The organism is Pseudonocardia sp. (assembly GCF_050250275.1).
In the GTDB taxonomy this organism is placed as follows: Bacteria; Actinomycetota; Actinomycetes; order Mycobacteriales; family Pseudonocardiaceae; genus Pseudonocardia.
This window is the reverse complement of record NZ_JBFWOY010000030.1, coordinates 53,800-78,973: the sequence shown is the minus strand read 5'-3', so window position 1 is coordinate 78,973 and position 25,174 is coordinate 53,800. Positions and strand designations below refer to the sequence as shown.

Sequence of the window (25,174 nt, the reverse complement as noted above, 5' to 3'; positions counted from 1 at the left end):
GGAACCGGACCCATCGGACATCACGGCATACTCGCCACCGACCGTGGTCGTCGTGTGTGGGGGAGTGCGCGTGCTCGAGGTTCGCAAGGGTTCCAAGACCGACCTGACCGGTGACCGCTACGAGGTGACCGTGACGGTGCCCGACCGGCCCGACCTCGTCGACGTCGCCGTCGCGCTCCTGGGCGCCGACGGCCGCGTCCGCACCGACGACGACTTCGTGTTCTTCAACAACCCCGACGGCCCCGGGGTCAGGCTGACCTCCACGACGAGCGTGTCGATCGACCTCACCGCAGTGCCCACCGACGTCGACCGCGTCCTCGTCACCGCCAGCACCGAGGCCCAGGCCGCCCGGTTCGGCGACGCGTCCGGGGCGGTCGCCGACCTCACCGGTGCCGACACGCTGCGCCTGGACCTCGGCGGGCTCACCACCGAGACCGTCGTCCAGGTCGTCGCGCTCTACCGGCGCGGCACCGGCTGGCGGCTCGACGCCATCGCCCAGGGCTACGCCGCCGGCCTCGCCGCGCTGGCCAAGGAGCTGGGGATCGACGTCGCGGAGGACGAACCGGCCCCCGCGCCCGCGGCGCCGCCGGCGCCCGCCACCGCGGCACCCCCGGCGGGCTCCCCGATCTCCTTCGAGAAGGTCCGCATCTCGCTGGCCAAGGACGCCCCCGACAAGACCGCCCGCATCGACCTGCGCAAGAGCGGCGGCGACCCCGGCTGGGTGCTCACCGTCGGCCTCGAATGGGACGGGCGCGGCGCCAGGTACGGCCGCGACGGCACCGTGAAGAAGTACGGCACCGGCGACCTCGACGTGTACTTCTTCTGCCGCAACGAGGTCACCGGCGAGTACGTGGTGATCAGCGGCGAGCCCGGCCACCGCGGCAGCCTCGACGTGTGGCCCTACGTCCACCACGACGGCGACAGCCTCGGACCCGGCCGCCACGGCCGGCCCGCCACCGAGCAGGTGCGGATGACCCCCACCGAGAACGGCGACATCCTCGTCAACGTCTACCAGAGCATCGACAACGGGGCCGGGGCCATCGACACGTTCGGCCGCCCCCGCGTCGCCGTCCGCTACGGGCGCGCAGGCGCCGACGGCCTCCCCGGGCCCGACGCCGACGAGATCGTCGTGGAGGTCGGCAACGGCAAGAACTCCTACTGGGCCACCGTCGCCCACATCGACGTCGAGGGCGGCGTCCTGACCGTCGACGGCGAGACCCGCTACAGCGCGTTCGCCAGCGAACGGATGCCCGGGCTCGACACCGCGGGCAGGTGGGTGCGCAAACCCGCGGGCGGCCCGGTCGGCCGGAGCAAGAAGGCCAACAACGGCGTCGGCCTCACCCGCTACTCGGGGGCGTGCCCGCCGGGCTGAGCGCCTCCCGGCGGGTGGGCCCGTCCGCCACGCCCGCCCCTCGATCGCGGCGGGGGCCGCGGGGTGGCAGCCTGCTGGGCGGCGCCGTGCTCGAACGCTGCGCGGTCGTCGGAAGGTGGTGCGCGAGATGACGGTCGATCGGGGGCCCGACGGGGATGGGGCGCCGTCGAAGACGTCGCTGCGGCGGTGGCGGCGGATGCTGGCCGACGAGCGCGCCGAGTCACGGCTCTACCGCGACCTCGCCCGCCGCCGCACCGGGGAGGACCGCGAGATCCTCCTCGGCCTCGCCCAGGCCGAGGAACGCCATGCGGCGCACTGGGAACGCATGCTCGGCCCGGACGTCGGGCGCATCCCGCGACCCGGGCTGCGCAGCCGTGTCCTGGCCGTCCTCGCCCGGCGTTTCGGGTCGGTGTTCGTCCTGGCGCTCGCCCGGCGCGCCGAGAGCCGTTCGCCGTACGCGACCGACCCCGAGGCGACGGCGACGATGGCCGCCGACGAACGCATCCACGAGGAGGTCCTGCGCGGGCTCGCGGCGCGCGGCCGGGCGCGCGTCTCCGGGACGTTCCGGGCGGCGGTGTTCGGCGCCAACGACGGGCTCGTCAGCAACCTCGCCCTCGTCCTGGGCGTGTCGGGTGGGGGTGCGAGCGCGCGGACCGTCCTGCTGACGGGCATCGCCGGGCTGCTGGCGGGTGCGCTGTCGATGGGGGCGGGGGAGTACGTGTCGGTGCGCTCCCAGCGGGAGCTGCTGGAGGTGTCGGCGCCGGAGCTGTCGGACGCCCCGCAGGTGCTGCCCCACCTCGACATCGACGAGAACGAGCTCGCCCTGGTGATGCGGGCGCGGGGGCTGTCGGAGGAGGAGGCGGCGCTGCGGTCCCGGGAGATGCTGCGGACCTTCGACCCGGCGGTCGGGCTGCGGGGCGGCGCGGCCGGCTCCGACGAGGCGCACGACACGGTCGGGACGGCGCTGGCCGCGGCGTCGTCGAGCTTCGCGTTCTTCGCCTCCGGCGCGGCCATCCCGATCCTGCCGTTCGTGTTCGGCGGCTCGGGGCCGATCGCCTACGTCGTGTCGGCGGTGCTCGTGGGCCTGGCGCTGCTGGCCACGGGCGCGACGGTCGGGCTGCTCTCGGGTGGCCCGCCGCTGCGCCGCGGGCTGCGCCAGCTGCTGATCGGCGCCGTCGCCGCGGGCGTCACCTACGGCCTGGGCCTGCTGTTCGGCACCGTGCTCGGCTGAGCCGTGCCCGCGTCGGGGGAGCTGCCGGGCCGTGACCGCGACCGTCGTGCGCGGACCCGGCCGGGGCCCTCGCGGGGCCGGCGCTCAGCCGGCCACGAGGTCGAGCGCCGCGGCGTCGGGGCCCGCGGCGTCGACACGGACCCGGTCACCCGATGCCACGTCGCCCGCGATGACCATCCGGGCCAGCCGCCGCTCCAGCTCGCGGACGATGGTGCGCCGCAACGGACGCGCCCCCAGACCCGGCTCGTGGCCGCGTCGCGCGAGCCACGTCAGCGCGTCGTCGGCCACCTCCAACGTGATGCCCTGGGCGGCGAGCCGCGTGGTCGTCTCGGCCAGCAGCAGCCCGGTGACGGCCCGCAGCTCGGTCACGCCCAGCGCGTGGAACGGCACGACGTCGTCGACCCGGTTGAGGAACTCCGGCCGGAAATGCATCCGGGCGGCGGCGAGCAGGGTCTCGCGGGTCGGGTCCCCGACCCCGGGCAGCAGCGGCGCCCCGAGGTTGCTGGTCATGACGACGACGGCGCGCGTGAAGTCGACGGTGCGCCCGTGGGAGTCGGTGAGCCGGCCCGCGTCGAGCACCTGCAGCAGCGTCGCGACGACCTCGGCGTGGGCCTTCTCGATCTCGTCGAAGAGCACGACCGCGTACGGGGTGCGGCGCACCGCCTCGGTGAGCTGGCCGGGTTCGTCGAAACCGGCGTGCCCGGGCGGGGCACCGACCAGCCGGTAGGCGCCCGCACGGTCGGAGTACTCGCTCATGTCGAAGCGCAGCAACGCGTTCTCGCCGCCGAACAGCGCATCGGCCAGCGCCCGGGCGAGCTCGGTCTTGCCGACGCCCGTCGGTCCCAGGAACAGGAACGAGCCGACCGGCCGACCCGGGTGGGCGAGCCCTGCCCGGCCCGACCGGACCGCGTCGGCGACCGCGGACACCGCCTCGTCCTGGCCGACGATCCGCCGGTGCAGGACGTCCTCCAGGTCGAGCAGGCGCCGCCGGTCGTCGGCGGTGAGCCGGGCGACCGGGATGCCGGTGCTCTCGGCGAGCACCGCGGCGATGTCGTCGGCGGTCACGGTGAGCGGGTCGGGCCGGACACCGGGGGCCGTGGCCTCCTCGATCTCGCGGGTCAGCAGCAGCGCCCGCTCGTAGTCCTCGGCGTCGACGGCGACGTCGCGGGCCCGGCGCAGGCTCTCGACGTGCGCGTCGTCGCGGCCGGCGGCCGGCCGCGACGCGCGGATGCGCGCCCGGGCCCCGGCGCGGTCGACGAGGTCGATGGCCTTGTCGGGCAGGAACCGGTCGGTGAGGTGACGGTCGGACAGCTCGGCGGCCGCGACGAGCGCGGCGTCGTCGATCGTGACCTCGTGGTGGGTCTCGTAGCGGGGGCGCAGCCCACGCAGGATCGCGACCGTCCCGGCGACGGTCGGCTCCCCGACCCGCACCGGCGCGAGCCGGCGCTCCAGCGCGGCGTCGCGTTCGATGTGGCGACGGTAGTCGGTGACCGTGGTGGCCCCGACCAGCTGCAGCTCGCCGCGGGCCAGCGCGGGTTTGAGGATCGTGGCCGCGTCCATGGCACCGCCCTCGGCCGCCCCGGCCCCGACGACGGCGTGCAGCTCGTCGACGAACAGCACGATCCCGCGCCCGGCCGCGACGACCTCGTCGAGGACGCGGGTGAGCCGCTGCTCGAAGTCACCGCGGTAGCGGGTCCCCGAGACCATGCCGGCGAGGTCGAGCGAGACCACCCGCACCCCGACGAGCGCGGGCGGGACGTCGCCGTCGGCGATGCGCTGGGCGATGCCCTCGACGACCGCGGTCTTGCCGACGCCCGGGTCGCCGACGAGGACCGGGTTGTTCTTGGTGCGCCGCGCGAGCACCTCCAGGACCTGCGCGATCTCGTCGTCGCGGCCGATGACGGGGTCGAGCTCGCCCGCGGCGGCGGCCGCGGTGAGGTCGCGGCCGAACCTGTCGAGCCGCGGCGTGCGGGCCGCGGCGGCCGTCGTGGGGGAGGGGCGCGGCGCGTCGGAGGGGCCGCGCGGCTCGCCCAGCCCGCTGCCCAGCGTCGAGCCGAGGTTGTCGATCAGCCGTTCGACGATGTCGTCGAACGGGCCGAAGTCGGGACGGTCGGATGCCACGTCCCCAGAGTGCTCCGATCCGGAGGATTCGGCACGTCGCCGGACGATGGGACATGTCAACAGATGTCGACGGGTGTTAGCCTGGGGTCGTGACCTCGGCCAACGAGAACCTCGCCTTCGACGCCCTGTCCGACCGGGTGCGCCGGCAGATCCTGTCGATCCTCGGCGAAGGGGAGTTCACCGTCACCGAGATCGCCGACCGCGTCGGCGTCGTCGGCCGCACCACCGTCTCCAGCCACCTGCGGGTGCTGCGGACCTCGGGGATCGTCACCGAGCGCCGCGACGGCCGGCTGCGCCACTACTCGCTCGACGCCGAGGGCTCGGTCCGCGACGCCTTCAACTTCCTCCAGTCGCTGCTGGAGGCCAGCGTCCGGGTCGCCGAACGTGAACAGGACGGCCCCGCCACCGCCAGGCGCGAAGCCGGCTGACCCGCCGTGGACTCGACCGCCACGCTGAGCGCCGAGTCCGTCGTCGACCTCCCGGTCGCCGACACCTTCGGCCTGTTCGGGAGCGGGCGCTGCGAGGCCTGGCTGTTCGACGCCCGCTGCGAACGTGTCGCGGCGGGCAGCGTCGTGCGCATGCGGCTGCCGATCGGCGGTGACGACCGCCGCTCCGGCCGCCACGGCGTCGAACTGCTCGGGCGCATCTCCGCGGTGCGCCCCCACTCGCGGATCGTCGTCGAGCACGACCAGCCGTGGCGCGGCCGGATCCGGCTCGCCTTCGACGCCGACGGTGCCCGGCGCACCCGCGTCCGCGTGCGCGCCGACGTCACCGCGTCCGGCATCGACTGGCTCATCCGCCGCGGCGGCGTCGCCCTGCCCGACCCCGCACCCAGCGACGCACTGCGTATCGGGCTGCTCACCACCAAATCCGGCCCCGGTGCGGTGTACGCGTCGGCGACGCAGTACCTCGCCGAGCTCGCCGTCGCCGAGGTGGAGGCGCTCGGCGGCGTCGGCGGCAGGCGGCTGGAGCTGCTCGTCGCCGACGACGCGACCGACCCCGCGCTCGCCGCCGTCGAAGGCGCCCGGCTGGTCCGCGCCGGGTGCCGCGCCATCTTCGCGTGCACCACGTCGAGCAGCTTCGACGCCCTGCGCCACGCCGTCCGCGCCGACGACGTCCTGCTCGTGCACTCGGTCATCAACGAGGGCGGCGCCGCACACAAGGCGTCGGTCGTCCGGTTCGGGGAACGCCCCCGCGCCCAGGTCGCGGCGCTCGCCCGGCCGCTCATGCGCGCCGCGGGTGGGCGCCGCTGGTTCCTCGTCGGGCAGCGCTACAGCTGGTCGTTCGGGGCGCACCACGCCGCGCACCGAGTCCTCGACGGGGTCGGCGGCACCGTGGTCGGGCAGGCCTGCGTCCCGCTGGGCACCACCGAGTTCGCGGGCGTCGTCGAGCGCGTCGCCGCGTCCGGCGCCGACATCGTGATGTCCTCGCTCGTCGGCGCCGACGAGGTCGCGTTCCAGCGCCAGTGCGCCGCGGCCGGGCTGCGGGCCTCGACGAAGGCGCTGTCGCTGGTCATGGACGAGTCGACGTGGGAGCACATCGGCGCCGCCGCGGCCGAGGGCGTCGTCACCGCGCTCGGCTACTTCCAGGACGACCCCGCCGCCGGCAACGCCGACCTGCTCCGTCGCTACCGCGACCGGTTCGGGCCGTGGGCGCCACCGATCTCGTCGCTGTCGGAGACCGTGTACGAGGCGGTGCTGCGCTACGCCCGCGCGGTCCGCCACGACCCCGATGCCGATGCGGCGCACCAGGGCCGCGCCCTGGTCGCGCCCGGCGGCTCGCGCGCGGTGATCGGCGAGCGCGACCTGCTCGGCCAGCATCTCTACCTCGCCGAGGCCGGGCCCGACGGCCTGCGCGTCGTCGACGAGGCGGCCGAGGTCACGTAGCCGCACACGCCCCCGGGTCGCCGGTCCGGGCGCGGGATGGTGTCCTGGAGGCATGCTGGATCCCATGCACCGCACCACGGACCACGGCCTGTTCGGCCCCACGTCGGTGACGTGGCGGGTCCACCTGGAGCCGGTCATGTGGATCGCCGGGATGCGCGCCCTGCTGCTGCAGTCGCTGCAACCCGACGTCATGCGCGCGACCTGGCAGAACTCCGCCCTGTTCGACCCCAAGAAGGCCTACCCGCGGTTCCAGCGGACCGTCGAGTTCGTCGGCACCCGCACGTTCGGCAGCGTCGCCGAGGTCGAGGCCGCCGCGTCCCGGGTGCGCAGGCTGCACTCCTCACTCACCGGGGTCGACCCCGACACCGGTCGCCGTTTCCGTGTCGACGCGCCCGCCGGCCTGCTCTGGGTGCACTGCGCGGAGATCGACTCCTACGTCGACGTCGCGCGCCGCTCGGGCCTGCTCGACGCGGCCGAGGCCGACACCTACGTCGCCGAGAGCGTCCGCGCCGCCGAGGTCATCGGCGTCGACCCGGCGGCCGCGCCGCGCTCCCGGGCCGAGCTCGCCGACTACTTCGCCTCCGTCCGCCCGGCGTTGCGCCTCACCGAGGAGGCGACGCGCGGTGTGGCGAACCTGCTGGCCCCGCGCGGGGAGGCGCCCCGCTGGACCAAGGCCGCGATCTCGACGGTGTCGACGCTCGCCGTCGCGACCCTGCCGCGCTGGGCTCGCCGGCTCTACGGCCTGCCCGGGCTGCCGACCACCGACCTCGCCACGGCCGCGACCCTGCGCGCGGTCCGGACCGCGACGCGGCTGCTGCCCGACGTCCCCGCGCCGCCCGAGATCCGGGAGGCCCGCCGGCTCGTCAGGGCCGCAGGCGGTTGAGACCACTCACAAGGCCGTGGGGTGGTGGGGCGCCCGCGCGGCGTCCTGTGCGTGGACGATCGTGTGCAGTCCGGTGATCATGGCCCCTCCCCGGCGTCGACGAGAACGGACACGATGACGACGCAGCCGGTCGAGGGACCCGCGAGCACGGCCGCGGCCATCGTCACGTCGTGCCGTCGGAGCCCGCGTCGCCCGCCGTGCCGGGGCGCTGCCCCTTCTTGTAGACCATCACGGTCCGCCGGAACGTCATGATCGTCGTGCCGTCCTGGTTGAAGCCCTCGGTCCGGACGGTGAGCAGGCCGGCGTGCGGCCGCGACCTCGACTCCCGCTTGTCGAGGATCTCGGTGCGCGAGTAGACGGTGTCGCCCTCGAACACCGGGTTGGGGATCGTCACGTCGTCCCAGCCCAGGTTGGCGATGACGTTGTGCGAGATGTCGCGGACGCTCTGGCCGTTGACGAGCGCGAACGTCAGCGTCGAGTTGACCAGCGGCTTTCCGAACTCGGTCTGCGCGGCGTAGTGGTGGTCGAGGTGTGCGGCGGCGGTGTTCTGGGTCAGCAGGGTGAACCAGATGTTGTCGGTCGTGGTGATGGTGCGGCCGACGCCGTGCTCGTAGACGTCGCCCTTCACGAAGTCCTCGAAGAAGTGGCCGGTCGAGGTGTGGTGCACGGTCACGGGTACAGCCCTTCCGGAACGGGGATCACGGTCAGAACGAGCGCGGCATGCCCAGGACGTGCTGGCCGACGTGGGCGAGGATGAGGTTCGTCGAGATCGGCGCGATCTGGTACAGCCGGGTCTCGCGGAACTTGCGCTCGATGTCGTACTCGGTGGCCATGCCGAAACCGCCGTGGGTCTGCAGGGCGGCGTTGGCGGCCTCCCACGACGCGTCGGCGCCCAGCAGCTTCGCCATGTTGGCCTCGGCGCCGCAGGGCTGTCCGGCGTCGAAGAGGTCGGCGGCCTTCCAGCGCATCAGGTCGGCGGCCTCGACGTGGACGTGGGCGCGCGCGATGGGGAACTGGATGCCCTGGTTCTGCCCGATCGGGCGGTCGAACACGACGCGCTCGGTGGCGTAGCGCGAGGCCCGCTCGACGAACCAGCGGCCGTCGCCGATGCACTCCGCGGCGATGAGGATCCGCTCGGCGTTCATGCCGTCGAGGATGTAGCGGAAGCCCCTGCCCTCCTCGCCGACGAGCGAGCTCGCGGGGATGCGGGCGTCGTCGAAGAACACCTCGTTGGTCTCGTGGTTGACCATGGCGCGGATCGGCTTGACGGTGATGCCCTCGACCTCGCGCATGTCGATCAGGAACATCGACATGCCGTCGGACTTCTTCTGGACCTGGTCGAGCGGGGTGGTGCGGGCGAGCAGCAGCATGAGGTCGGAGTGCTGGACCCGGGAGGTCCACACCTTCTGCCCGTTGACGACGTAGGAGTCGCCGTCGCGGCGCGCGAACGTCCGGATCTTGGTGGTGTCGGTCCCGGCGCCGGGCTCGGTGACACCGAAGGCCTGCAGCCGGACCGAGCCGTTCGCGATGCCCGGCAGGTACTTCTCGCGCTGCTCGCGGCTGCCGTGGCGCAGCACCGCGCCCATCGTGTAGAGCTGCGCGTGCACCGCGGCGGAGTTGCCGCCGTTGCGGTTGATCTGCTCGACGATGACCGTCGCGTCGCCCAGGCCCAGGCCCAGGCCGCCGTACTCCTCGGGGATGAGCGCGCCCAGCACGCCGGTGCCGGTCAGCGCGTCGACGAACGCCTCCGGGTAGGAGTGCGTCTCCTCCAGCTCGCGCCAGTAGGCGTCGGGGTGGTCGCGGCAGACGCGGTCGATCAGCTCGCGCAGGTCCTTGCGGACCTCGCTCTCGGTGGTGGGGGTGTCGGTGGCGGTCATGGGTTCCCTTCCGGTGAGATCGTCAGACGATGCCGCGGTCGCGCAGCGCCGCGATCTCGTCGGGGGTGTGGCCCAGGGCGGCGAGCACGGAGTCGGTGTGCGCGCCGAGGGCGGGGACGGACCCGAGGTCGGGCCGCTCGTCGGTGCGGCCGGGCAGACCGGGCGGGAACAGCGTGCGGGCCGGCCCGGTGGGGGTGTCGGTCTCCACCCAGCGGTCGCGCTCGACGAGCTGCGGGTGCGTCGGCAGGTCGGCGAGGTCGTTGAGCCGTGACTGCGCGATGCCCGCCTCGTCGAGCAACGCCTGCGCGTCGGCGGCGGGCAGCGCGCCGAACCGGGCGCGGATCAGGGCGTCGAGCTCGGAGCGGTTGGCGATGCGGTCGTGGTTGCTCGCGAACCGCGGGTCGTCGGCGACGGCGGGGTCGCCGAGCACGATCTCGCACAGCCGCCGCCACTCCCGGTCGTTCTGCACCGCGACCAGCACCGGCGTGCCGTCGGCGGTCGGGAACGCGCCGTAGGGGGCGATCGTCGGGTGGGTGGTGCCCATCCGCGGCGGCGTCGTCCCGCCGTACATCCCGTAGTACAGCGGGTAGGCGAGCCACTCCGCCAGCGAGTCGAACAGCGCGACGTCGACCGGCAGCGCCTGGCCGGTGCGGTCGCGGTGCACGAGCGCGGCGAGGATGCCGGAGTAGGCGTACATGCCGGCGGAGATGTCGGCGATCGAGATGCCGACCTTGGCCATCTCCTCCGGCGAGCCGTTGATCGAGATGATCCCCGTCTCGCCCTGGACGAGCAGGTCGTAGGCCTTGGCGTCGCGCATCGGCCCACCGGTGCCGTAGCCACTCAGCCCGCACGCGACGACCCGCGGGTGCCGGGCCTGCACCGCCGCGGTGTCGAGCCCGGCTCGTTGCGCCGCAGCGGGCGCGAGGTTCTGCACGAACACGTCGGCCTGCGCGAGCAGTTTCTCCAGGACGTCCCTGCCCTCGTCGGACTTCAGGTCGAGGGTCAGCGACTCCTTCCCGCGGTTGAGCCACAGGAACACACTCGACGTGCCGCCCACGGTGCGGTCGTAGGCGCGGGCGAAGTCGCCGCCGGCGGGCCGCTCGATCTTGACGACGCGGGCCCCCAGGTCGGCGAGCTGGCGGGTCGCGAACGGGGCCGCGACGGCCTGCTCCACCGCGACGACGGTGACCCCGGCGAGCGGGCGGGCCGTCATCGCAGGCCCGTTCGGGCGAGGTCGGACAGGCTGTCCCACACCGCGTCCGCGTCGGCGGCGTGGCCGCCGCGGGCGAGGCAGTCGTCGAACTTCGCCCGCACCGCCTCGGTCGCGGCCGGGCGGGTGGCGTGTCCGCGCGGGGCGGGGCAGTGCGCGGCATGCGAGCCCCCGTCCGTCGTGCGCACGACGACCTCCGCGCTGAACTCCAGGCCACCGCCGGAACCGCTGGGCGGCAACGACTCCTCCGAGGTGACCCGGGCGGCGAGATCGGCGACGGCGGGGCGGGTGACGGCCTCGTCGGTGAACGACGACAGCCGCAGCTGCCCGTCGGACAGGCAGGCGGCGACGACGTAGCCCATCGAGAACTTGCCCTCCAGCTCCGTCACGGGCGCCCGGGTGATGAGCGGGCGCAGCCCGCCCGGCGGCACCCGCACCGCGACGGACTCGACGTCGCCGGCGCGGATGCCCCTCGCCGCGAGGTCGAGCGCGGCGTCGGCGGGGGCGTGGGTGGCGTAGCAGCAGGCGTGCAGCTTGACGTTGACCGCGGCGGGGCCGGGGTCGGCGAGCACCGCTTCGGCGCGTGCGGCCGCGGCGACGAGATCGTCCGCGACGTCGGAGAACAGCGCGAGGTAGCCGAGCGGGCTGTCGAGCTGGTCGGCGTCGGCGGTGAACCCGGCGGCCGCGAGCCGGGCGGCGAACACCCCGTCGGCCGCGGCGGCACCGGCGTGCAGCGGCTTGGTCATCGACCCGAAGTTGCGCCGGCTGCCCGCGGCCCGCGAGGCCGCGATCCCGAGCGCGTGCCGGGTCGTGGCCGCGTCGAGGCCGAGCAGGACCGCCGCGACCGCGGCCGCCCCCGGCACACCGAGGGTGGCCGTCGAGTGCCAGCCACGCGCGTAGTGCGGGCCGATCCCCAGCCCCGCCGCGAGCGCCCGCTCGACGACGAGCCCACGCCAGTAGGCCTCGACGACGTCCGGGCCCGGTGCGCCCACCGACTCCGCGACCGCCAGCAGCGCTGGCACCAGCACGGTGCTCGGGTGGCCGGTGAGGGCGTCGTCGACGTCGTCGAAGTCGAGCGCGTGCCCCGCGGTGCCGTTGACCAGGGCCGCGGTGCGTTCGTCGGTACGGACGTCCTTCGCCCCGAGGACCCGGCACGGGCCGCCGGGCAGCGGACCCAGGGCGTCGTGCAGCCGGGTCACGGCGGGTTCCGACGTCGCCGCCAGTGCACAGCCGACGGTGTCGAGGACCGCCGCGGTGGCGAGCGCGGCGATCTCGTCGGTCGCGTGCCGTGCCGGGTCGGCGACGTACTCCGCCAGCGCGGGCGTCAGCCGGGCGGTCATGCGCCTGCCCCCGCCCCGGCTTGGGCGAGGAGTGCCCGGGCGCGGCGGGCGATCGGCTCGTCGACGAACGTGCCGTCGGCCAGCCGGGCGACCCCGGAGCCGTCGGCGGTGGCCGACTCCGCCGCCGCGACGACCTCACGTGCCCAGTCCAGGGTGGCGGCGTCGGGGGCGAACCCGGCGTGGACCGCGGCCAGCTGCGCGGGGTGGATCGCCGCCTTGCCACCGAAGCCCAGGGTCCGTGCCGCCCGCACGGAGCGGACGAGCCCGGCGGCGTCGTCGACGTTGAGGTACGGCCCGTCGATCGGCGGCAGCAGGCCCGCGGCCGCCGACGCCAGCACCAGGTGTGCGCGGGCGTGCGCCAGCTCCGTGCCCTCCGCGGTGACGGTGACGCCCAGCTCCGCGGACAGGTCGGCCGGGCCGAACAGCATCTGCGTCACCCGCGGCGAGGCGGCGGCGGTCTCGCGGGCGTCGAGGATCCCGGCGGCGGTCTCCGCGAGCGCGACGATCGCCAGCTCCTCGGGGGCACCGTGCTCGGCGAGCAGCCGGTGCAGCTCCGCGACGCCGTCGGGGGAGGACATGGGCAGCACCAGTGCGTCCAGCGACCCGAGCGCGGGGGCGAGGGCGGCGACGTCGTCGGCGATGTAGGGGGTGCCCGCGGCGTTCACCCGGACCATGACCCTGCCCTCGACGCGGCCCGCGACCAGCAGCTCCGCCAGCGATGCCCGGGCCCCGGCCTTGCGGTCCGGGGCGACGGCGTCCTCCAGGTCGGCGACGATCGCATCGGCCCCGCGGGACGGCGCGGACAGCACGCGGTCGGTACGGTCCGCGGGGACGAACAGGACGCTCCGGTAGCTCCGGCGGAGGGTCACGATGCCCCTTCCTGCTGTTCCGGCTGTTGGAACGGCGTATCGGCAGTGCGTACGATTCTCGGCACGGCGTCCAAGGGGCGTCAAGGCGGGAGGGGCTCATGTCACGTGAGTCGGGCGTCCAGAGCGCCCTCAGCACGCTGCGCATCCTCGAGGAGGTCGCGCGGCGCCAACCGGTCGGCGTCTCCGAGCTGGCCCGGGTCGTCGAGATGCCCAAGAGCTCCGTGCAGCGCTACCTCGCCACCCTGCAACAAGCGGGCTGGCTGCGCATCGTGGACACCGGACGCGCCCGTTGGGGGCTCACCGCCAAACCCATCGGCATCGGGCTGCGGGCGGCGGGCGAGGGCGGGTTGCGCGAGGCCGCGCTGCCGGCCATGCGCGCGCTGTCGCGCGAGATCAACGAAACCGTCCACCTCGCCATGCGCGACGAGAACACACTGGTCATCGTCGCCCGCCGCGACGGCACCCAGACCGTGCGCACCTACGTCGAGCTGGGCACGATCGCGCCGCTGCACGGGACGGCCAGCGGCCTGGCGATCCTGGCGGGGTTGCCCGACGCCGAGGTCGAGGAGGTCATCGCCGCCGGGCTCGCCGCCCACACCGGCACCACGATCGTCGACGCCGACGTCCTGCGCGCCGAGGTCGCCGCCACCCGCGCGCGTGGCTACGCCGTCAACGCCGCCAGCTGGTGGCGCCCGCACGTCGCCGCGATCGGCGCCGCGATCACCGACCCGGCCGGCCGCCCGCTCGCCGCGTTCGCGCTGTCCATCCCCAGGGTCCGCTTCGACACCGCCGACGCCCCCCGCCTCGGCGCGCTCGCCGTCGCCGCGGCGGAGCAGGTCTCGCAGCGGCTGGAGTGAGCGGCTGCGGGGCGCCGCACCGGCGCCCCGCGACACCTCGCCGGCGCCGGTCCGGTGGCCGGGAGCCCCGAGCGGTCGGGCGACCGGTACGTTCATTCGGTCGAGCAACGGCGGCCGTTCGGCGCGCTTTCTGTGCCCCAGCAGGTGTGCTTCGACCGAAATCCCCACCGGGACGGGTGTCCACCGCGTAACCTTCTACTCACTGAGAGCGAGGAGTCGACCATGGGCGGCCGCACGCTCGACCAGACCGTCACCGGTCTGCTCCAGTGGGGCTGCCGGCAGATGTGGGGCTTCGCCCCGCGCATGATCCCGCACATCGTCGAGCGCAAGGGCGCGGCCGGCGCGTTGCGCTGGTTCGCCGCCAACATGCCCCGCTACCTCACGACGATGCAGGTGCTCGGCCCCGCACGGACACACCTGGCGGCCATGGTCGTCTCGCTGCACAACGGCTGCATCTACTGCGCGTTCGGCAACGCCTACGCCCTCGAGCTCCTGCACCTGCGCGAACACGACAGGCTCTTCCCGCTCGACTCGCGCACCCTGCACGGCTGGCTGGGCCTGGAACCCCGGGAGCTGGCCGACCGGCTCCGCGGCGTCCTCCACGAGGCGGGCATGCACGCCGAGATGCTCTGGGTCGACCGGACGCTGGGCATCCTGCGCGGCCAGCAGCCCGTCGACGCGGCGGAGGCGCGGCTCGCGCACGTCGTGGCGATGGTGTCGGAGATGAACTCCATCGCCACGGCGGCGGGGGCCGAGCCCGACGAGGCGCAGAGTCCCGCCAACAAGGACGGCGCGCTCAAGCAGCGGCACGCCGCCCTGCGGGCAGGGGTCTGATCAGGCCTTCGCCTGCATGGAGCTGCGGGCCGGGTTGCCCTGGTCGTCGGCCTTGGGGTCGGTCTGCGATGCCTTCTCCCGCACCCCGGCCTCGACCCTGCCGCCGAGGTCCTTGTCGACGTTGCGCCAGTACTCGAAGGCGCGTTCCAGGATCGGCTCGCTGACGCCGTTGAGCAGGTGCCCGACGATGTTGTCGACGAGCCGTTCGCGCTGGTCGTCGTCGAGGACGTCGCGCACGAGAGTGCCTGCCTGGCCCCAGTCGTCGTCCTCGGCGTGGTCGACGTAGGCGCTGCGCATGATCGCGCCATCGGCCTGCCAGGTGGGGACGTGCTGGGACGTGTCGGCGGCGGGGCCGCCGTAGGAGTTGGGCGCGTACACCGGGTCGGACACCTTCTGGATCCGCATCGCACCGTCCTTGGAGTAGGACCGCACCGGGCAGACGGGGGTGTTCACCGGAATCTGGGTGTAGTTGGCGCCCAGGCGGTGGCGGTGGGCGTCGGCGTAGGAGAACAGCCGGGCGAGCAGCATGCGGTCCGGGCTCGGGCCGATGCCGGGCACGAGGTTGTTGGGCTGGAACGCGAGCTGCTCGATCTCGGCGTGGTTGTCGGTGGGGTTGCGGTCCAGTGTCATCCGCCCGACCTCCTGCAGCGGGTAGTCGCCGTGGGGCCACACCTTGGTCAGGTCGAAGGGGTTGAAGCGGTATGTCTCGGCGTCGGCGTAGGGCATGACCTGCACGTACAGGGTCCAGCTGGGGTGCTCGCCGTCGCGGATGTGCTCGAACAGGTCGCGGGTGTGGTAGTCGGTGTCGGCCGCGGCCATCTGATCGGCCTCGTGCTGGGTGAAGAACTCGACGCCCTGGTCGGTCTTGAAGTGGTACTTCACCCAGAACTGCTCACCCGCGGCATTGATCCACATGTAGGTGTGGGAGGAGTAGCCGTTCATGTGCCGCCAGGTCCGCGGAATGCCGCGGTCGCCCATCAGCCACGTCACCTGGTGGGCCGACTCGGGGGACAGTGTCCAGAAGTCCCATTGCATGTCGTGGTCGCGCAGGTTGTTGTCGGCGCGCCGTTTCTGGGACCGGATGAAGTGCTGGAACTTCATCGGGTCCTTGACGAAGAAGACCGGCGTGTTGTTGCCGACCATGTCGTAGTTGCCCTCGGGCGTGTAGAACTTCACCGCGAATCCGCGGGGGTCGCGCCAGGTGTCGGGGCTGCCCCGCTCACCGGCGACCGTGGAGAAGCGCACCGCCAGTTCGGTGGTGGCTCCCGGCTGGAACAGGGCCGCCTTCGTGAACTGCGAGACGTCGGCGGTGACCTCGAACCGGCCGAACGCGCCGCTGCCCTTCGCGTGCGGCTGCCGCTCGGGTATCCGCTCGCGGTTGAACTGGGCCGTCTGCTCGATGAGGTAGCTGTCCTGCAGCAGGATCGGGCCACCGGCGCCGACCGTCAACGAGTGTTCGTCGCTCTCGACGGGGATTCCGGCGTCGGTGGTCGTCGGGGGGACCCGCTGGTCGGTCACGTGTGTCATCTCCTCGTGGTGGGGGTGCCCGGCCCCGGGTTCGGGCGGAGCCCGGCGCATGACGGGGGATGGCCGTTCCCGGGGCGTTCAAACCTCGGCGCCGTGACGATTTCGTGACCGTTCTCGGCCTTTCGGGTGACGGGTGTGGGGGCGACCGGTCCCCGTCGTTACTGCGAACGGTGTGAAAAGCCGGGTTCAGGGTTTGGTGGATCTTGCGGCTGCACACTCTCGATCAGTTCGTCCCGGCCCCCGGAAAGGAAGTGGAAGAATGATCATCCTTGGACTCATTCTCCTGGTCATCGGTCTGATCGTCGGAATTCCGGTGCTGTACTACATCGGCGGAATCCTGTTGCTGATCGGTATCGTGCTGTTCGTTCTCGGTAGCGTGGGCCGCCCGGTGGGTGGTCGAAAAGTCTGGTTCTGACGCCGCGCACGGCGTCTCCTGATCTCCGCCGACGGCCGGCCCCGCGCAGGGGCCGGCCGTCGCCGTGTCGGGCGATCTTCGGCACTCGGCAGCCCCAACGGCACGCCGGCCTGATATCACCGACGTGCGCGTGTGCCGCCCCGAAGGAGTCGTCCGATGCCGTCGCTGTTCGATCAGGTGGCCCTGCGGGGGCTGACCGTCCGCAACCGGATCTGGCTCGCGTCGATGTGCCAGTACGCCGTCGACGCCTGCGACGGCGTCCCGACCGACTGGCACCTCGTCCACCTCGGTGCCCGGGCGACCGGCGGCTTCGGGATGGTGTTCACCGAGGCCTCCGCCGTCGTCGCCGACGGCAGGATCAGTCCCCAGGACGCCGGGATCTGGAACGACACCCAGGCCGACGCCTGGGCGCGGATCGTCGGGTTCGTGCACGAGCGTGGCGCGGCAGCCGGTGTCCAGCTCGCCCACGCCGGCCGGAAGGCCTCGATCGAGGCGCCGTGGCGGGGCGGGACCACCGTCGCGCCCGCCGACGGTGGCTGGACCGCCGTCGCACCGTCCGCCGTCGCGTTCGACGACCTCGCCGCGCCCCGCGCCCTCGACTCCGCCGGGATCCGGGAGGTCGTCGACGCGTTCGCCGCCGCCGCGGTGCGCGCCGACGCCGCCGGGTTCGACACCGTCGAGGTGCACGGCGCCCACGGCTACCTCGTCCACCAGTTCCTGTCGCCGCTGTCGAACCTGCGCGACGACGCCTACGGCGGCTCCTTCGAGAACCGGACGCGGCTGCTGTGCGAGATCGTCGACGCGGTGCGCGGCGTCTGGCCGGAGCGCAAGCCGGTGTGCGTGCGGCTGTCGGCGACCGACTGGGTCGAGGGCGGCTGGACGCTGGAGGAGACCTGCGAGGTGTCGCGGATGCTGGGCGAGCGCGGCGTCGACCTCGTCGACGTCAGCTCCGGCGGGCTCGACCCCCGCCAGCAGATCGCGATCGGCCCCGGCTACCAGGTGCCGTTCGCGCGCGCGGTGCGCGAGAAGGCCGAGGTCACCACGGCCGCCGTCGGCCTCATCACCGACCCTGCCCAGGCGCAACGGATCCTCGACGAGGGGGACGCCGACGTCGTGCTCCTGGCCCGGGCCGCGCTGCGCGAGCCGGGCTGGCCGTGGCGCGCCGCGCACGAGCTGGGCATCCCCGCCGCGGAGGCGCCCTACCCGCCCAACTACGCCCGCGGCGCCTGGCGGTCCTGAGTGCTGCCGCGGACCCCGGCCCGCCGGTAGCGTCGGGGGCCGTGGCCGAAGATCCCCGCGACGACGCGGCTCCCGTGGTCCCACACCCCGTTGCGCCACACCGTCGCCGGGACGGCCCGGCGCCCGCGGACCTCCCGTCGCTGCTGGGCGACCTCGCCCACCGCGACCCCGCCGCCGTCGTCGCGCTCGACCACACCGAGCGCGGCGGGACCGTCGTGGTGACCCGCGGCGAGCTGTGGACCCGGACCTGCCGGCTCGTCACCGAGCTCACCGCCCGGGGTGTCGGGCCGGGGGACTGCGTCGCGGTCTGGCTGCCCACCTGGTCCGAGGTCCTGGCCTGGCAGTTCGCGGTCGCTGCCCGGGGCGCGCACGTCGTGGGCATCAACACCCGCTACAACGTCGACGAGGTCGCCCACGTGCTCGAACGCGCGCGCCCGGTGCTCGTCGTCGTCGCCCACGACTTCCACGGCCTCGACCTGCTCGCCCGGCTGCGCGCCGCCCTCGCCGAGCCCGCTGCCGCTGACGTCGCGGTGCCGGCGGTCGCGCTCGTCGCCGGCCCGGGTGAGCCGGCGCCCGACCCCGGTCCCGCCGACGTCGGCGCCGGATCGTGGACGCCGGCCGCGGACGGGCCCGCGCCCGACCCGGCGCGCTCGGACCCGGCGGCCCTCGCCGTCGCGTTCACCACCTCCGGCTCGACCGGCATGCCCAAGCTCGCCGCCCACACCGGCCGGGCCGTCCTCGACCACGCCGTCGCCGACGCCGCGGCCATCGGCCTGCGCGACACCGACGTCGTGCTCTGCGCGTTGCCGCTCTCGGGCGTCTACGGCTTCAACGCCACCACCGCGACCCTGGCCGCCGGTGGCGTCTGCCTGTTCGTCCCGGTGTTCGACGCCGACGTCGTCGTCGACCTCATGGCCACCCATGGGGTCACCCACGTCGCGGCCGGTGACGACATGGTCCTGCGGCTGCGCGCCGCCCACGACGCCCGCCCGCGCGACCTGTCGGCGTGGCGGTGGTGGGGTGCCGCGGAGTTCCAGGGCAGGCTGCGCGAGCTCGCCGGGTGGGCCGCGGACCTGGGCGTCGTCACGTCCGGGGTGTACGGCGCCTCCGAGCTGTTCGCGCTGCTCGCGATGTGGCCCGACGCGGAGCCGGTGCCCGACCGCTGGCGTGCGGGCGGGCGGGTCGCGCACCCGGGGATCGAGGTCCGCGTCGCCGACCCCGCGTCCGGCGGGCCCGTCGCACCCGGGGTGGAGGGGGAGCTGCAGTTCCGGGGCTCGTGCGTCGTCGACGCGTATCTGGGCGACCCCGGCCGCGCCGCCGCCGTGCGCACCGCCGACGGCTGGTTCGGCTCCGGAGACCTCGGCGTGCTCGTCGACGAGGGCGCGTTCGTCTACGTGTGCCGGATGGGCGACGCGCTGCGGCTGCGCGGCTTCCTCGTCGACCCGGCCGAGATCGAGGTCCGGCTGGCCGCGCACGCGGGCGTCGACACCGCGAAGGTCGTCGGCATCACCGCCGAGGACGGTGCCACGGTCGCGGTCGGGTTCGTCACCGCCGCGCCGGGGGCGGCACCCGACCCGGCGGAGCTGCGCGACTGGTGCGCGCAGGGGTTGGCGCGCTTCAAGATCCCGGAGACGGTGCACGTCGTCGAGGCGATGCCGACGACGTCGGGCACCAACGGTACGAAGATCCGGGCGGCCGTCCTGCGGGAGTGGGCCCTCGAACGGCGCGGCTGACTAGCCGCTGCGGCGGAACAGCCGCGCCGGCTTGCCCACGCCGCCGCGGCTCAGCGTCCCGGTCTCGGCGAGCGCGCCGATCATGGTGCGCCGGAACGTGTCCTTCTGCAGTTCTCCACCGGCGACGGCCTCGTGCAGGCGCTGCAGTTCGAGCAGTGTGAACTCCTCGCCGAGCAGGCCCCGCGGATCGGGCCGTCGATGCAGCTCGCGGGCCCATGCCACCGCCCGTTCGACGATCTCGTCGTGGTCGTACGGGAGCCCTCCGGCCGAGAGCTCGGCGACAGGTGCGAGCCGTAGGCCCTCGCCGGTGGCGGGGAGCGAGCCCGCGGGGACGAGGTCGACGTGGGCGACGCTGAGCACCCGGCCGCGGCTGTCGCGGTCGACCCGGTCGAGGACGCCGAGCTGGTCGGGCAGGTGCCCGGTGACGCCGGCCTTCTCGCGCAGGGCGCGCAGCGCCGCCTCGGCGAGGGTCTCGTCGACGTGCAGGAACGTCCCGGGCAGCGCCCAGCGGCCGGTCTCGTGCTCGCCCGTGCGTTCGTGGAGGAGGACTGCGAGTGCGTCGTCGACGACGGTCAGCAGGGCGACGTCGACGGCGACGGACGGGCGGTCGTAGTCGGCGAGGGTCCGCCCGGTGTGGTCGCGCCAGGTCATGCTGGACAGGTTAGCGCAACTGTGCTCTTATTAATTAGAGCAAGAACGCGCTAACTCCCCGGAGGAGTCATGGACACCCACGCCGACACCCTGTTCGACACCGACGTCCACGTCGGCAGCCCCGCCGTCCGCGGCGGCCTCACCGTCTTCCCCGTCTTCACCGCCCACGCCGTGGCCACCCGCGGCTACGACACCCGCACCGACGCGCTGACCGTCGCCGAGCGCGCCGGGTCGGCCGTCGTCGAGGAGCTCGTCGTCACCAACGAGGGTGTGCGCCCGGTGCTGGTGCTGGAGGGGGAGCTGCTCGAGGGCGGGCAGCAGCACCGGCTCGCCGCGCGGTCGGCACTCGTCGCCCCCGACACGTCAGTCGTGCTGCCGGTGCGCTGCGTCGAGCAGGGTCGCTGGTCGGGCGGGCGCGCCCACGTCCGCGCCGGCCGTCGCGCGCCCGTCACCGTGCGCGCCGCCCAGGGCCAGGCCGAGGTGTGGCGCCGCGTCGAGCGCTACGGCGCCAGCGCCACCGGGTCGCTGCTGGAGACCGTCGGCGGCCGCGACGCCGGGGCTGCCGCGCTGGTCGCGGGCCTGCGGCCGCTGCCGTTCCAGAGCGGAGTGCTGATCGGGATCGGTGGCCAGCCGCTGCTGCTGGAGGTGTTCGACTCACCGCGCACCCTCGCCGACGTCTGGGACGCGCTGCTGCACGCCGTCGCGCTCGACGCCGTCACCGCCCCCGCCATCCCGACACCCGGCCGCCGGGCCCGCCGGTTCACCGGTCACGTCGGCGCCGTCGACACGGTCCGCGGGATCGACGACGCCGGCACGCACGAGCAGGGGGAGTCGGCCCACGCCCGGGTCACGACGCTGCGCTGGCGCGACCGCGCCGTCCACACCAGCGCCCTCTCGGTCCGGCACGAGCTGGTGACGGCGTGAGCGCCCGGCTGCGCTCGCGCACCCTCGACCGGGCCGCGGGGGTCCTGCTGGGCGGAGCCGCCGGGGACGCGCTCGGCGTCGCCTACGAGTACGGCAGCCGCGCGCTGCCCGGCCCCGGTGAGCGCCCGCAGATGCTCGGCGGTGGCCTGGGTGGCTTCGCACCGGGGGAGTGGAGCGACGACACCGCGATGGCCTGCGCCGTCGCCGAGGTCGCCGCGGGCGGTGCCGACCTGCGTTCGGAGGCAGCCCTCGACCGGGTCGCCGCGGGCTTCCTGCGCTGGTACGCGTCCGGGCCGACCGACATCGGGGTGCAGACCCGCCGCGTCCTCGGCGCCGCGGGAACCGGTGCCGCGGCCATGCGGGCCGTCGCCGCCGACCTGCACGCCCGCACCGGCCGTACCGCGGGCAACGGGTCGCTGATGCGCACCGGACCCGTCGCGCTCGCGCACCTCGGCGACACCGCCGCGATCGTCGACGCCGCCCGCGCCGTCAGCGCGCTCACCCACCACGACCCGCAGGCGGGCGACGCGTGCGTGCTCTGGTCTCTCGCGATCGACCGGGCCGTCCGCACCGGCGAGCTCGACCTGCGCGCCGGGCTCGGCCACGTCGATCCCACGTGGGTGGCGTGGATCGACGAGGCGGAAGCGGCGGAGCCGGGCGCCTTCGCCGAGCGCAACGGCTGGGTGGTCGCCGCGCTGCAGGGCGCGTGGTCGGCGGCCGTGCGCGCGGCCGGGTTCGTCGACGGCGTGGAGCGGGCCGTCGTCGAAGGCGGTGACACCGACACCGTCGCCGCCATCGCCGGAGCACTGCTCGGCGCGGCGTACGGGGGCAGCGCCGTGCCCGCCCGGTGGCGCCGGATGCTGGCCGGCTGGCCCGGGCTGCGCGCCGCCGATCTCACCCGCCTCGCCGTGCTCGCCGCCCGCGGCGGGCGCACCGACCCGGAGGGCTGGCCGCTCGCGGCGACCATCCCCTCCTACCGCGGCGCGTGGACCGGGACCGTCGCCCACCCCGACGACCCCGGCGTCCTGCTCGGCGCGGTCGGGTCACGCCGGCCCGGGGTGGCCGACGCCATCGTCTCGCTGTGCCGGCTCGGTGCCGCGCAGACGACCCTCGACGGGATCGCCGCCCGTGACACCGTGGAGGTGTGGCTCGTCGACGCCGACGACGCCAACCTCGACGTCCCCGGGGTGCTCGCCGACGCGGCGTCCGCGGTCGCCGACCTGCGCCGGGAGGGCAGGACCGTGCTGCTGCACTGCGTCCACGCGCAGAGCCGCACCCCGGTCGTGGCCGCCGCCTACGGCGCGCTGGTCACCGGCGACGCACCCGCCGCAGCCCTGGCCCGCGTCGTCGCCGTCCTGCCGTCGGCCCGGCCGCGGGTCTCACTCGTCGCCGGCCTGGACGCGGCGCTGGACCGGTTGCGGTCGCAGCCGGGCCAGCGCGTCGGCCACGACTGACCAGGCGTCGGTGGCGCGCTCCGCGGGCCCGGCGGCCGCTTCGAGCGCGAGCAGCCGCTCCCGCAGCGTGGTCTCGGCGTCGGTGAGCCGGTGGGCGAAGCGGCGGTCGAGGAAGAACGAGAGGCCGCGGTCGGCGTGCGCGAGCAGGCAGTCGAGGAACATCTCGGTCCGGCGGCCCTGCGCCGCGACGTCGTCGCCGCCCATGGCCACCAGGTCGAGGTCGGAGCCCCAGAGCCGCGACCGCAACCGGTCGGGCGACAGCACGAGCGCGGTCCCGAGCCTGCCGTGGCGGGCCTCGGGCGGCAGCACCTCGCGCACGTCGTGGACCAGCTCGTGGAAGTGGTCGTCGGCCAGGCCGAACCCGACGAACAGCAGGTGCCGGGTGAGCAGCAGCGCCTTGGCCAGCGCCGACAGCGCCTCGCGACCGCGGCCGTAGCCGAGGTAGTCCTCGCGGGTGAGGACGATCGTCTCCGGCGCGGACACACTGCCGTGCAGCTTGAGCAGCCACCGCTGGCCGGGCAGTACCGCCTGGTGGGGGAGGACCGCGAGCGGGGTGCCGACGTCGGCGCACGCCTTCTCGTACAGCTCGTCGTAGTTGAGCGTGACCGCCTCGGTGGTCGGCAGGCCGGCGAGCAGCGCGGGTGCGAGGCCGTAGCGCTCGGCCCGCGTGTGGGCGGCGACCGCGGCGGTGAACGCGCCCCGGTCGGGGTGGAGCATCCGCAGCACGTGGGCCTGGTCGAGGACCGGCAGCCTGCCGAACGCCTCGCGATCCTCGGCCGGCAGATCGGTGTCCGCCGTCAGCCGCTCGACCAGCTCGCCCCACGTCGGGAGCCCGGCCGAGACCGAGATCCCGGCCCCGAGGAAGGGGACGAGCGTGCCGCCGCGCGACTTCTCGGCCAGCGCGACGGCCGTCGCCACCAGGCCGTCGCCCAGCTCGTCCCAGGTGCCGGGCCGGTCGCGGCGGATGGCGTGCGCCTGCGCGAGGTCGTGGCCCTCGCGCAGCACCAGGGCGATGTCGACGTCCTCCTCCGCCCCGACCCGGCCTGCAACGTCGAGGACCACCTCCAGCAGCCGGCCGCGCTGCGGGTCCCCGCCGCCACCGGCGGCGCCGAACAACGGCATCCCGACGAGCGGGTACCGCCGGGGCCCGGTGCGCGTCCTCGCGACGGCGGCCGCCGCGCGCAGCCCGGCCGTGAGCGGCGCGACGACGTCGCCCGGGTCGACGACGCCGTTCGGCGGGACGGCCACGAGCACGGGGTGCGGGGCCGTCGCCGGCCAACCCGGCAGCGGAAGAGCGACGGCGCGCCCGCCGCGCAGGTCCGCGGTCGCGGCGGCCCCGAGCGCAGCGACGGCCGCGTCGACGTCGCGCGACACACGCCAGTAGGGGCGCACGTGGAGACGTGAGTCGGTCGGCAGCAGCCAGGCGTCGACGGCGAGGCGGGTGAGGTCCCCCGGGACGACGAACACGTGCGACGGCACGGACCCTCCGATCGGTCGGCACCACACGGCGCGGACGCCGACGGTAGTGATCGGTTTCGACGGACCCGCCACCGGGCATGCGACGGCGGGAAACCGCTGGAAGGAGCTGTCGTGCCCAACCCGAGCATCAAGGACGAGAAGACCTACGAGGAGATCCGCAAGCAGGGCGGGTCGAAGGAGAAGGCCGCGCGCATCGCGAACGCCTCGGCGGCCGAGGGGAAGAAGACGGTCTCGGCCCGCGGCGGCAAGGCGGGCAGCTACGACGACATGACCAAGGACGAGCTCTACGAGCGCGCGAAGAAGATCGGCATCGAGGGCCGGTCGTCGATGAGCAAGTCCGCGCTGAAGAAGGCGCTGCGCGACCACTGACCGCGTGCGACCACCGGCCACCGCCCGGCCCGGCACGGTCGGTGGAGATCCGCGACGATCGTGGTGATCCCACGACGAACGGAGCGGACGACGATGACGTCACCACAGGGGAGCCCGGACGTGCTGCGCGACAAGGTCGCCGTGGTCACGGGCGCGGCGGGCGGGTTGGGCCGGGCGATCGCCCGGCGGCTGCACGCCGCCGGCGCCCGGCTCGCACTGGTCGACCGCGACGAGGCCGGGCTGGCCGACGCGGCGTCCGGGTTCGGCGACGACGCCGCGACGTTCGTCGTCGACCTCACCGACGACGCCCGCACCGAGGCGCTGCCCGGCGAGGTGCGCGACCGGCTCGGCAGCCTGGACGTCCTGGTCAACAACGCCGGGGTGCGCCAGATCGCGTCGATCCTCGACCTGACGCCCGACGAGTGGCGCCACACCCTCGACGTGGACCTCACCGCGCCGTTCGTGCTGTCCCGCGCGGTCATCCCGGGGATGATCGAGCAGGGCCGCGGCAAGATCGTGAACATCGCCTCGATCACCGGGGAGCTGGCCTTCGCCGACCGCTCGGCCTACTGCGTCGCGAAGGCCGGGATCATCATGCTGACCAAGACGATCACGCTGGAGTTCGCGGCCCGCGGTATCTGGTGCAACGCGATCGGACCCGGAGTGGTCGAGACACCGATGACCAGCGAGTACTTCCGGTCGGGGCCGATGCGCGAGTCGATCGAGCGCAACGCCCCGATGAAGCGCTGGGCGCAGCCCGAGGAGATCGCCGGCCCGGTGGCGTTCCTGTGCGGGCCGGAGTCGGACTACGTCAACGGTACGACGCTGTTCGTCGACGGCGGCTGGAACAGCGCGAAGACGTACTGACGCCGGTGGTGCCGGTGCGTACCGGCACCACCTCGG

General features: G+C 74.4%; 23 protein-coding genes. 14 read left to right on the top strand and 9 right to left on the bottom strand.

What is annotated here, in order from left to right; all coding sequences use genetic code 11:
• The first annotated feature begins 70 nt into the window (after positions 1-70).
• Positions 71-1,372 carry a TerD family protein gene (locus AB7F12_RS24200; RefSeq protein ID WP_428501292.1) on the top strand — a complete coding sequence of 434 codons (1,302 nt, stop codon included), beginning with the start codon at positions 71-73 and terminating at the stop codon, positions 1,370-1,372.
• Between the two features lie 325 nt (positions 1,373-1,697).
• Positions 1,698-2,603: a VIT1/CCC1 transporter family protein gene (locus AB7F12_RS24195; RefSeq protein WP_428501306.1), complete on the top strand. Its 906-nt coding sequence runs from the start codon at positions 1,698-1,700 to the stop codon at positions 2,601-2,603.
• Positions 2,604-2,687: 84 nt separating this feature from the next.
• On the opposite strand, the gene AB7F12_RS24190 is transcribed toward AB7F12_RS24195, so the two are convergent.
• A complete protein-coding gene (locus tag AB7F12_RS24190) occupies positions 2,688-4,724 on the bottom strand; it encodes an ATP-dependent Clp protease ATP-binding subunit (protein WP_428501291.1) in 2,037 nt (678 codons plus the stop codon).
• An 89-nt stretch (positions 4,725-4,813) separates the two neighbouring features.
• Between AB7F12_RS24190 and AB7F12_RS24185 the strand changes: the two genes are divergently transcribed.
• The 3 genes from AB7F12_RS24185 (at position 4,814) to AB7F12_RS24175 (ending at position 7,493) form a co-directional block, all read left to right on the top strand.
• Positions 4,814-5,152 (top strand): ArsR/SmtB family transcription factor, encoded by a 339-nt coding sequence (locus tag AB7F12_RS24185; RefSeq protein WP_428501290.1) that lies wholly within the window; start codon positions 4,814-4,816, stop codon positions 5,150-5,152.
• 6 nt (positions 5,153-5,158) lie between these two features.
• On the top strand, positions 5,159-6,610 hold the full coding sequence (locus tag AB7F12_RS24180) for a substrate-binding protein (RefSeq protein ID WP_428501289.1): 1,452 nt from the start codon (positions 5,159-5,161) through the stop codon (positions 6,608-6,610).
• A 64-nt stretch (positions 6,611-6,674) separates the two neighbouring features.
• The gene (locus tag AB7F12_RS24175) at positions 6,675-7,493 is read left to right on the top strand and encodes an oxygenase MpaB family protein (protein ID WP_428501288.1); all 819 of its coding nucleotides are present in this window, start codon (positions 6,675-6,677) and stop codon (positions 7,491-7,493) included.
• A gap of 163 nt (positions 7,494-7,656) precedes the next feature.
• On the opposite strand, the gene AB7F12_RS24170 is transcribed toward AB7F12_RS24175, so the two are convergent.
• From AB7F12_RS24170 to AB7F12_RS24150, 5 genes are read right to left on the bottom strand one after another with little or no spacing between them, the layout of a single operon-like run.
• Positions 7,657-8,166: a MaoC family dehydratase gene (locus tag AB7F12_RS24170; protein WP_428501287.1), complete on the bottom strand. Its 510-nt coding sequence runs from the start codon at positions 8,164-8,166 to the stop codon at positions 7,657-7,659.
• Positions 8,167-8,197: 31 nt separating this feature from the next.
• A complete protein-coding gene (locus tag AB7F12_RS24165) occupies positions 8,198-9,370 on the bottom strand; it encodes an acyl-CoA dehydrogenase family protein (protein WP_428499966.1) in 1,173 nt (390 codons plus the stop codon).
• A gap of 22 nt (positions 9,371-9,392) precedes the next feature.
• Positions 9,393-10,583, bottom strand: a complete 1,191-nt coding sequence (locus AB7F12_RS24160) for a CaiB/BaiF CoA transferase family protein (protein ID WP_428499965.1) — start codon at positions 10,581-10,583, stop codon at positions 9,393-9,395.
• Positions 10,580-11,920, bottom strand: coding sequence for an MmgE/PrpD family protein (locus AB7F12_RS24155; protein ID WP_428499964.1), 1,341 nt, complete (start codon positions 11,918-11,920; stop codon positions 10,580-10,582). The genes AB7F12_RS24160 and AB7F12_RS24155 overlap by 4 nt, the downstream gene beginning before the upstream one ends.
• The gene (locus AB7F12_RS24150) at positions 11,917-12,789 is read right to left on the bottom strand and encodes an HpcH/HpaI aldolase/citrate lyase family protein (protein ID WP_428499963.1); all 873 of its coding nucleotides are present in this window, start codon (positions 12,787-12,789) and stop codon (positions 11,917-11,919) included. The genes AB7F12_RS24155 and AB7F12_RS24150 overlap by 4 nt, the downstream gene beginning before the upstream one ends.
• A 98-nt stretch (positions 12,790-12,887) precedes the next feature.
• Between AB7F12_RS24150 and AB7F12_RS24145 the strand changes: the two genes are divergently transcribed.
• Together AB7F12_RS24145 and AB7F12_RS24140 are read left to right on the top strand one after the other, a co-directional pair.
• A complete protein-coding gene (locus AB7F12_RS24145; RefSeq protein WP_428499962.1) occupies positions 12,888-13,646 on the top strand; it encodes an IclR family transcriptional regulator in 759 nt (252 codons plus the stop codon).
• Positions 13,647-13,868: 222 nt separating this feature from the next.
• Positions 13,869-14,480 (top strand): hypothetical protein, encoded by a 612-nt coding sequence (locus AB7F12_RS24140; protein WP_428499961.1) that lies wholly within the window; start codon positions 13,869-13,871, stop codon positions 14,478-14,480.
• Here the strand turns inward: AB7F12_RS24140 and AB7F12_RS24135 are convergent, their stop codons facing one another.
• Entirely contained in the window at positions 14,481-15,998 is a 1,518-nt protein-coding gene (locus AB7F12_RS24135; RefSeq protein WP_428499960.1) for a catalase, read from the bottom strand. It lies immediately after the preceding gene.
• 268 nt (positions 15,999-16,266) lie between these two features.
• On the opposite strand from AB7F12_RS24135, the gene AB7F12_RS24130 reads away from it, so the two are divergent.
• The 3 genes from AB7F12_RS24130 to AB7F12_RS24120 all read left to right on the top strand — a co-directional run bounded on the left by AB7F12_RS24130 (position 16,267) and on the right by AB7F12_RS24120 (position 19,394).
• Positions 16,267-16,422 (top strand): hypothetical protein, encoded by a 156-nt coding sequence (locus tag AB7F12_RS24130; RefSeq protein ID WP_428499959.1) that lies wholly within the window; start codon positions 16,267-16,269, stop codon positions 16,420-16,422.
• Positions 16,423-16,578: 156 nt separating this feature from the next.
• Positions 16,579-17,661, top strand: coding sequence for an NADH:flavin oxidoreductase/NADH oxidase (locus tag AB7F12_RS24125; RefSeq protein WP_428499958.1), 1,083 nt, complete (start codon positions 16,579-16,581; stop codon positions 17,659-17,661).
• A 41-nt stretch (positions 17,662-17,702) separates the two neighbouring features.
• Positions 17,703-19,394 (top strand): AMP-binding protein, encoded by a 1,692-nt coding sequence (locus tag AB7F12_RS24120; RefSeq protein ID WP_428499957.1) that lies wholly within the window; start codon positions 17,703-17,705, stop codon positions 19,392-19,394.
• Here the strand turns inward: AB7F12_RS24120 and AB7F12_RS24115 are convergent, their stop codons facing one another.
• Positions 19,395-20,045 (bottom strand): NUDIX hydrolase, encoded by a 651-nt coding sequence (locus AB7F12_RS24115; RefSeq protein ID WP_428499956.1) that lies wholly within the window; start codon positions 20,043-20,045, stop codon positions 19,395-19,397.
• A 69-nt stretch (positions 20,046-20,114) separates the two neighbouring features.
• Between AB7F12_RS24115 and AB7F12_RS24110 the strand changes: the two genes are divergently transcribed.
• Both AB7F12_RS24110 and AB7F12_RS24105 read left to right on the top strand, forming a co-directional pair.
• Positions 20,115-20,969, top strand: a complete 855-nt coding sequence (locus AB7F12_RS24110; RefSeq protein WP_428499955.1) for an ARPP-1 family domain-containing protein — start codon at positions 20,115-20,117, stop codon at positions 20,967-20,969.
• On the top strand, positions 20,966-22,423 hold the full coding sequence (locus tag AB7F12_RS24105; protein WP_428499954.1) for an ADP-ribosylglycohydrolase family protein: 1,458 nt from the start codon (positions 20,966-20,968) through the stop codon (positions 22,421-22,423). Before AB7F12_RS24110 ends, AB7F12_RS24105 begins: the two co-directional genes overlap by 4 nt.
• Here the strand turns inward: AB7F12_RS24105 and AB7F12_RS24100 are convergent.
• On the bottom strand, positions 22,349-23,902 hold the full coding sequence (locus AB7F12_RS24100) for an SIR2 family protein (protein ID WP_428499953.1): 1,554 nt from the start codon (positions 23,900-23,902) through the stop codon (positions 22,349-22,351). The genes AB7F12_RS24105 and AB7F12_RS24100 overlap by 75 nt on opposite strands.
• A gap of 111 nt (positions 23,903-24,013) precedes the next feature.
• Between AB7F12_RS24100 and AB7F12_RS24095 the strand changes: the two genes are divergently transcribed.
• Complete coding sequence (locus tag AB7F12_RS24095) at positions 24,014-24,271, top strand: DUF7218 family protein (RefSeq protein WP_428499952.1); 258 nt, start codon at positions 24,014-24,016, stop codon at positions 24,269-24,271.
• A gap of 93 nt (positions 24,272-24,364) precedes the next feature.
• Positions 24,365-25,138, top strand: a complete 774-nt coding sequence (locus AB7F12_RS24090; RefSeq protein WP_428499951.1) for an SDR family NAD(P)-dependent oxidoreductase — start codon at positions 24,365-24,367, stop codon at positions 25,136-25,138.
• The last annotated feature ends 36 nt before the right edge of the window (positions 25,139-25,174 follow it).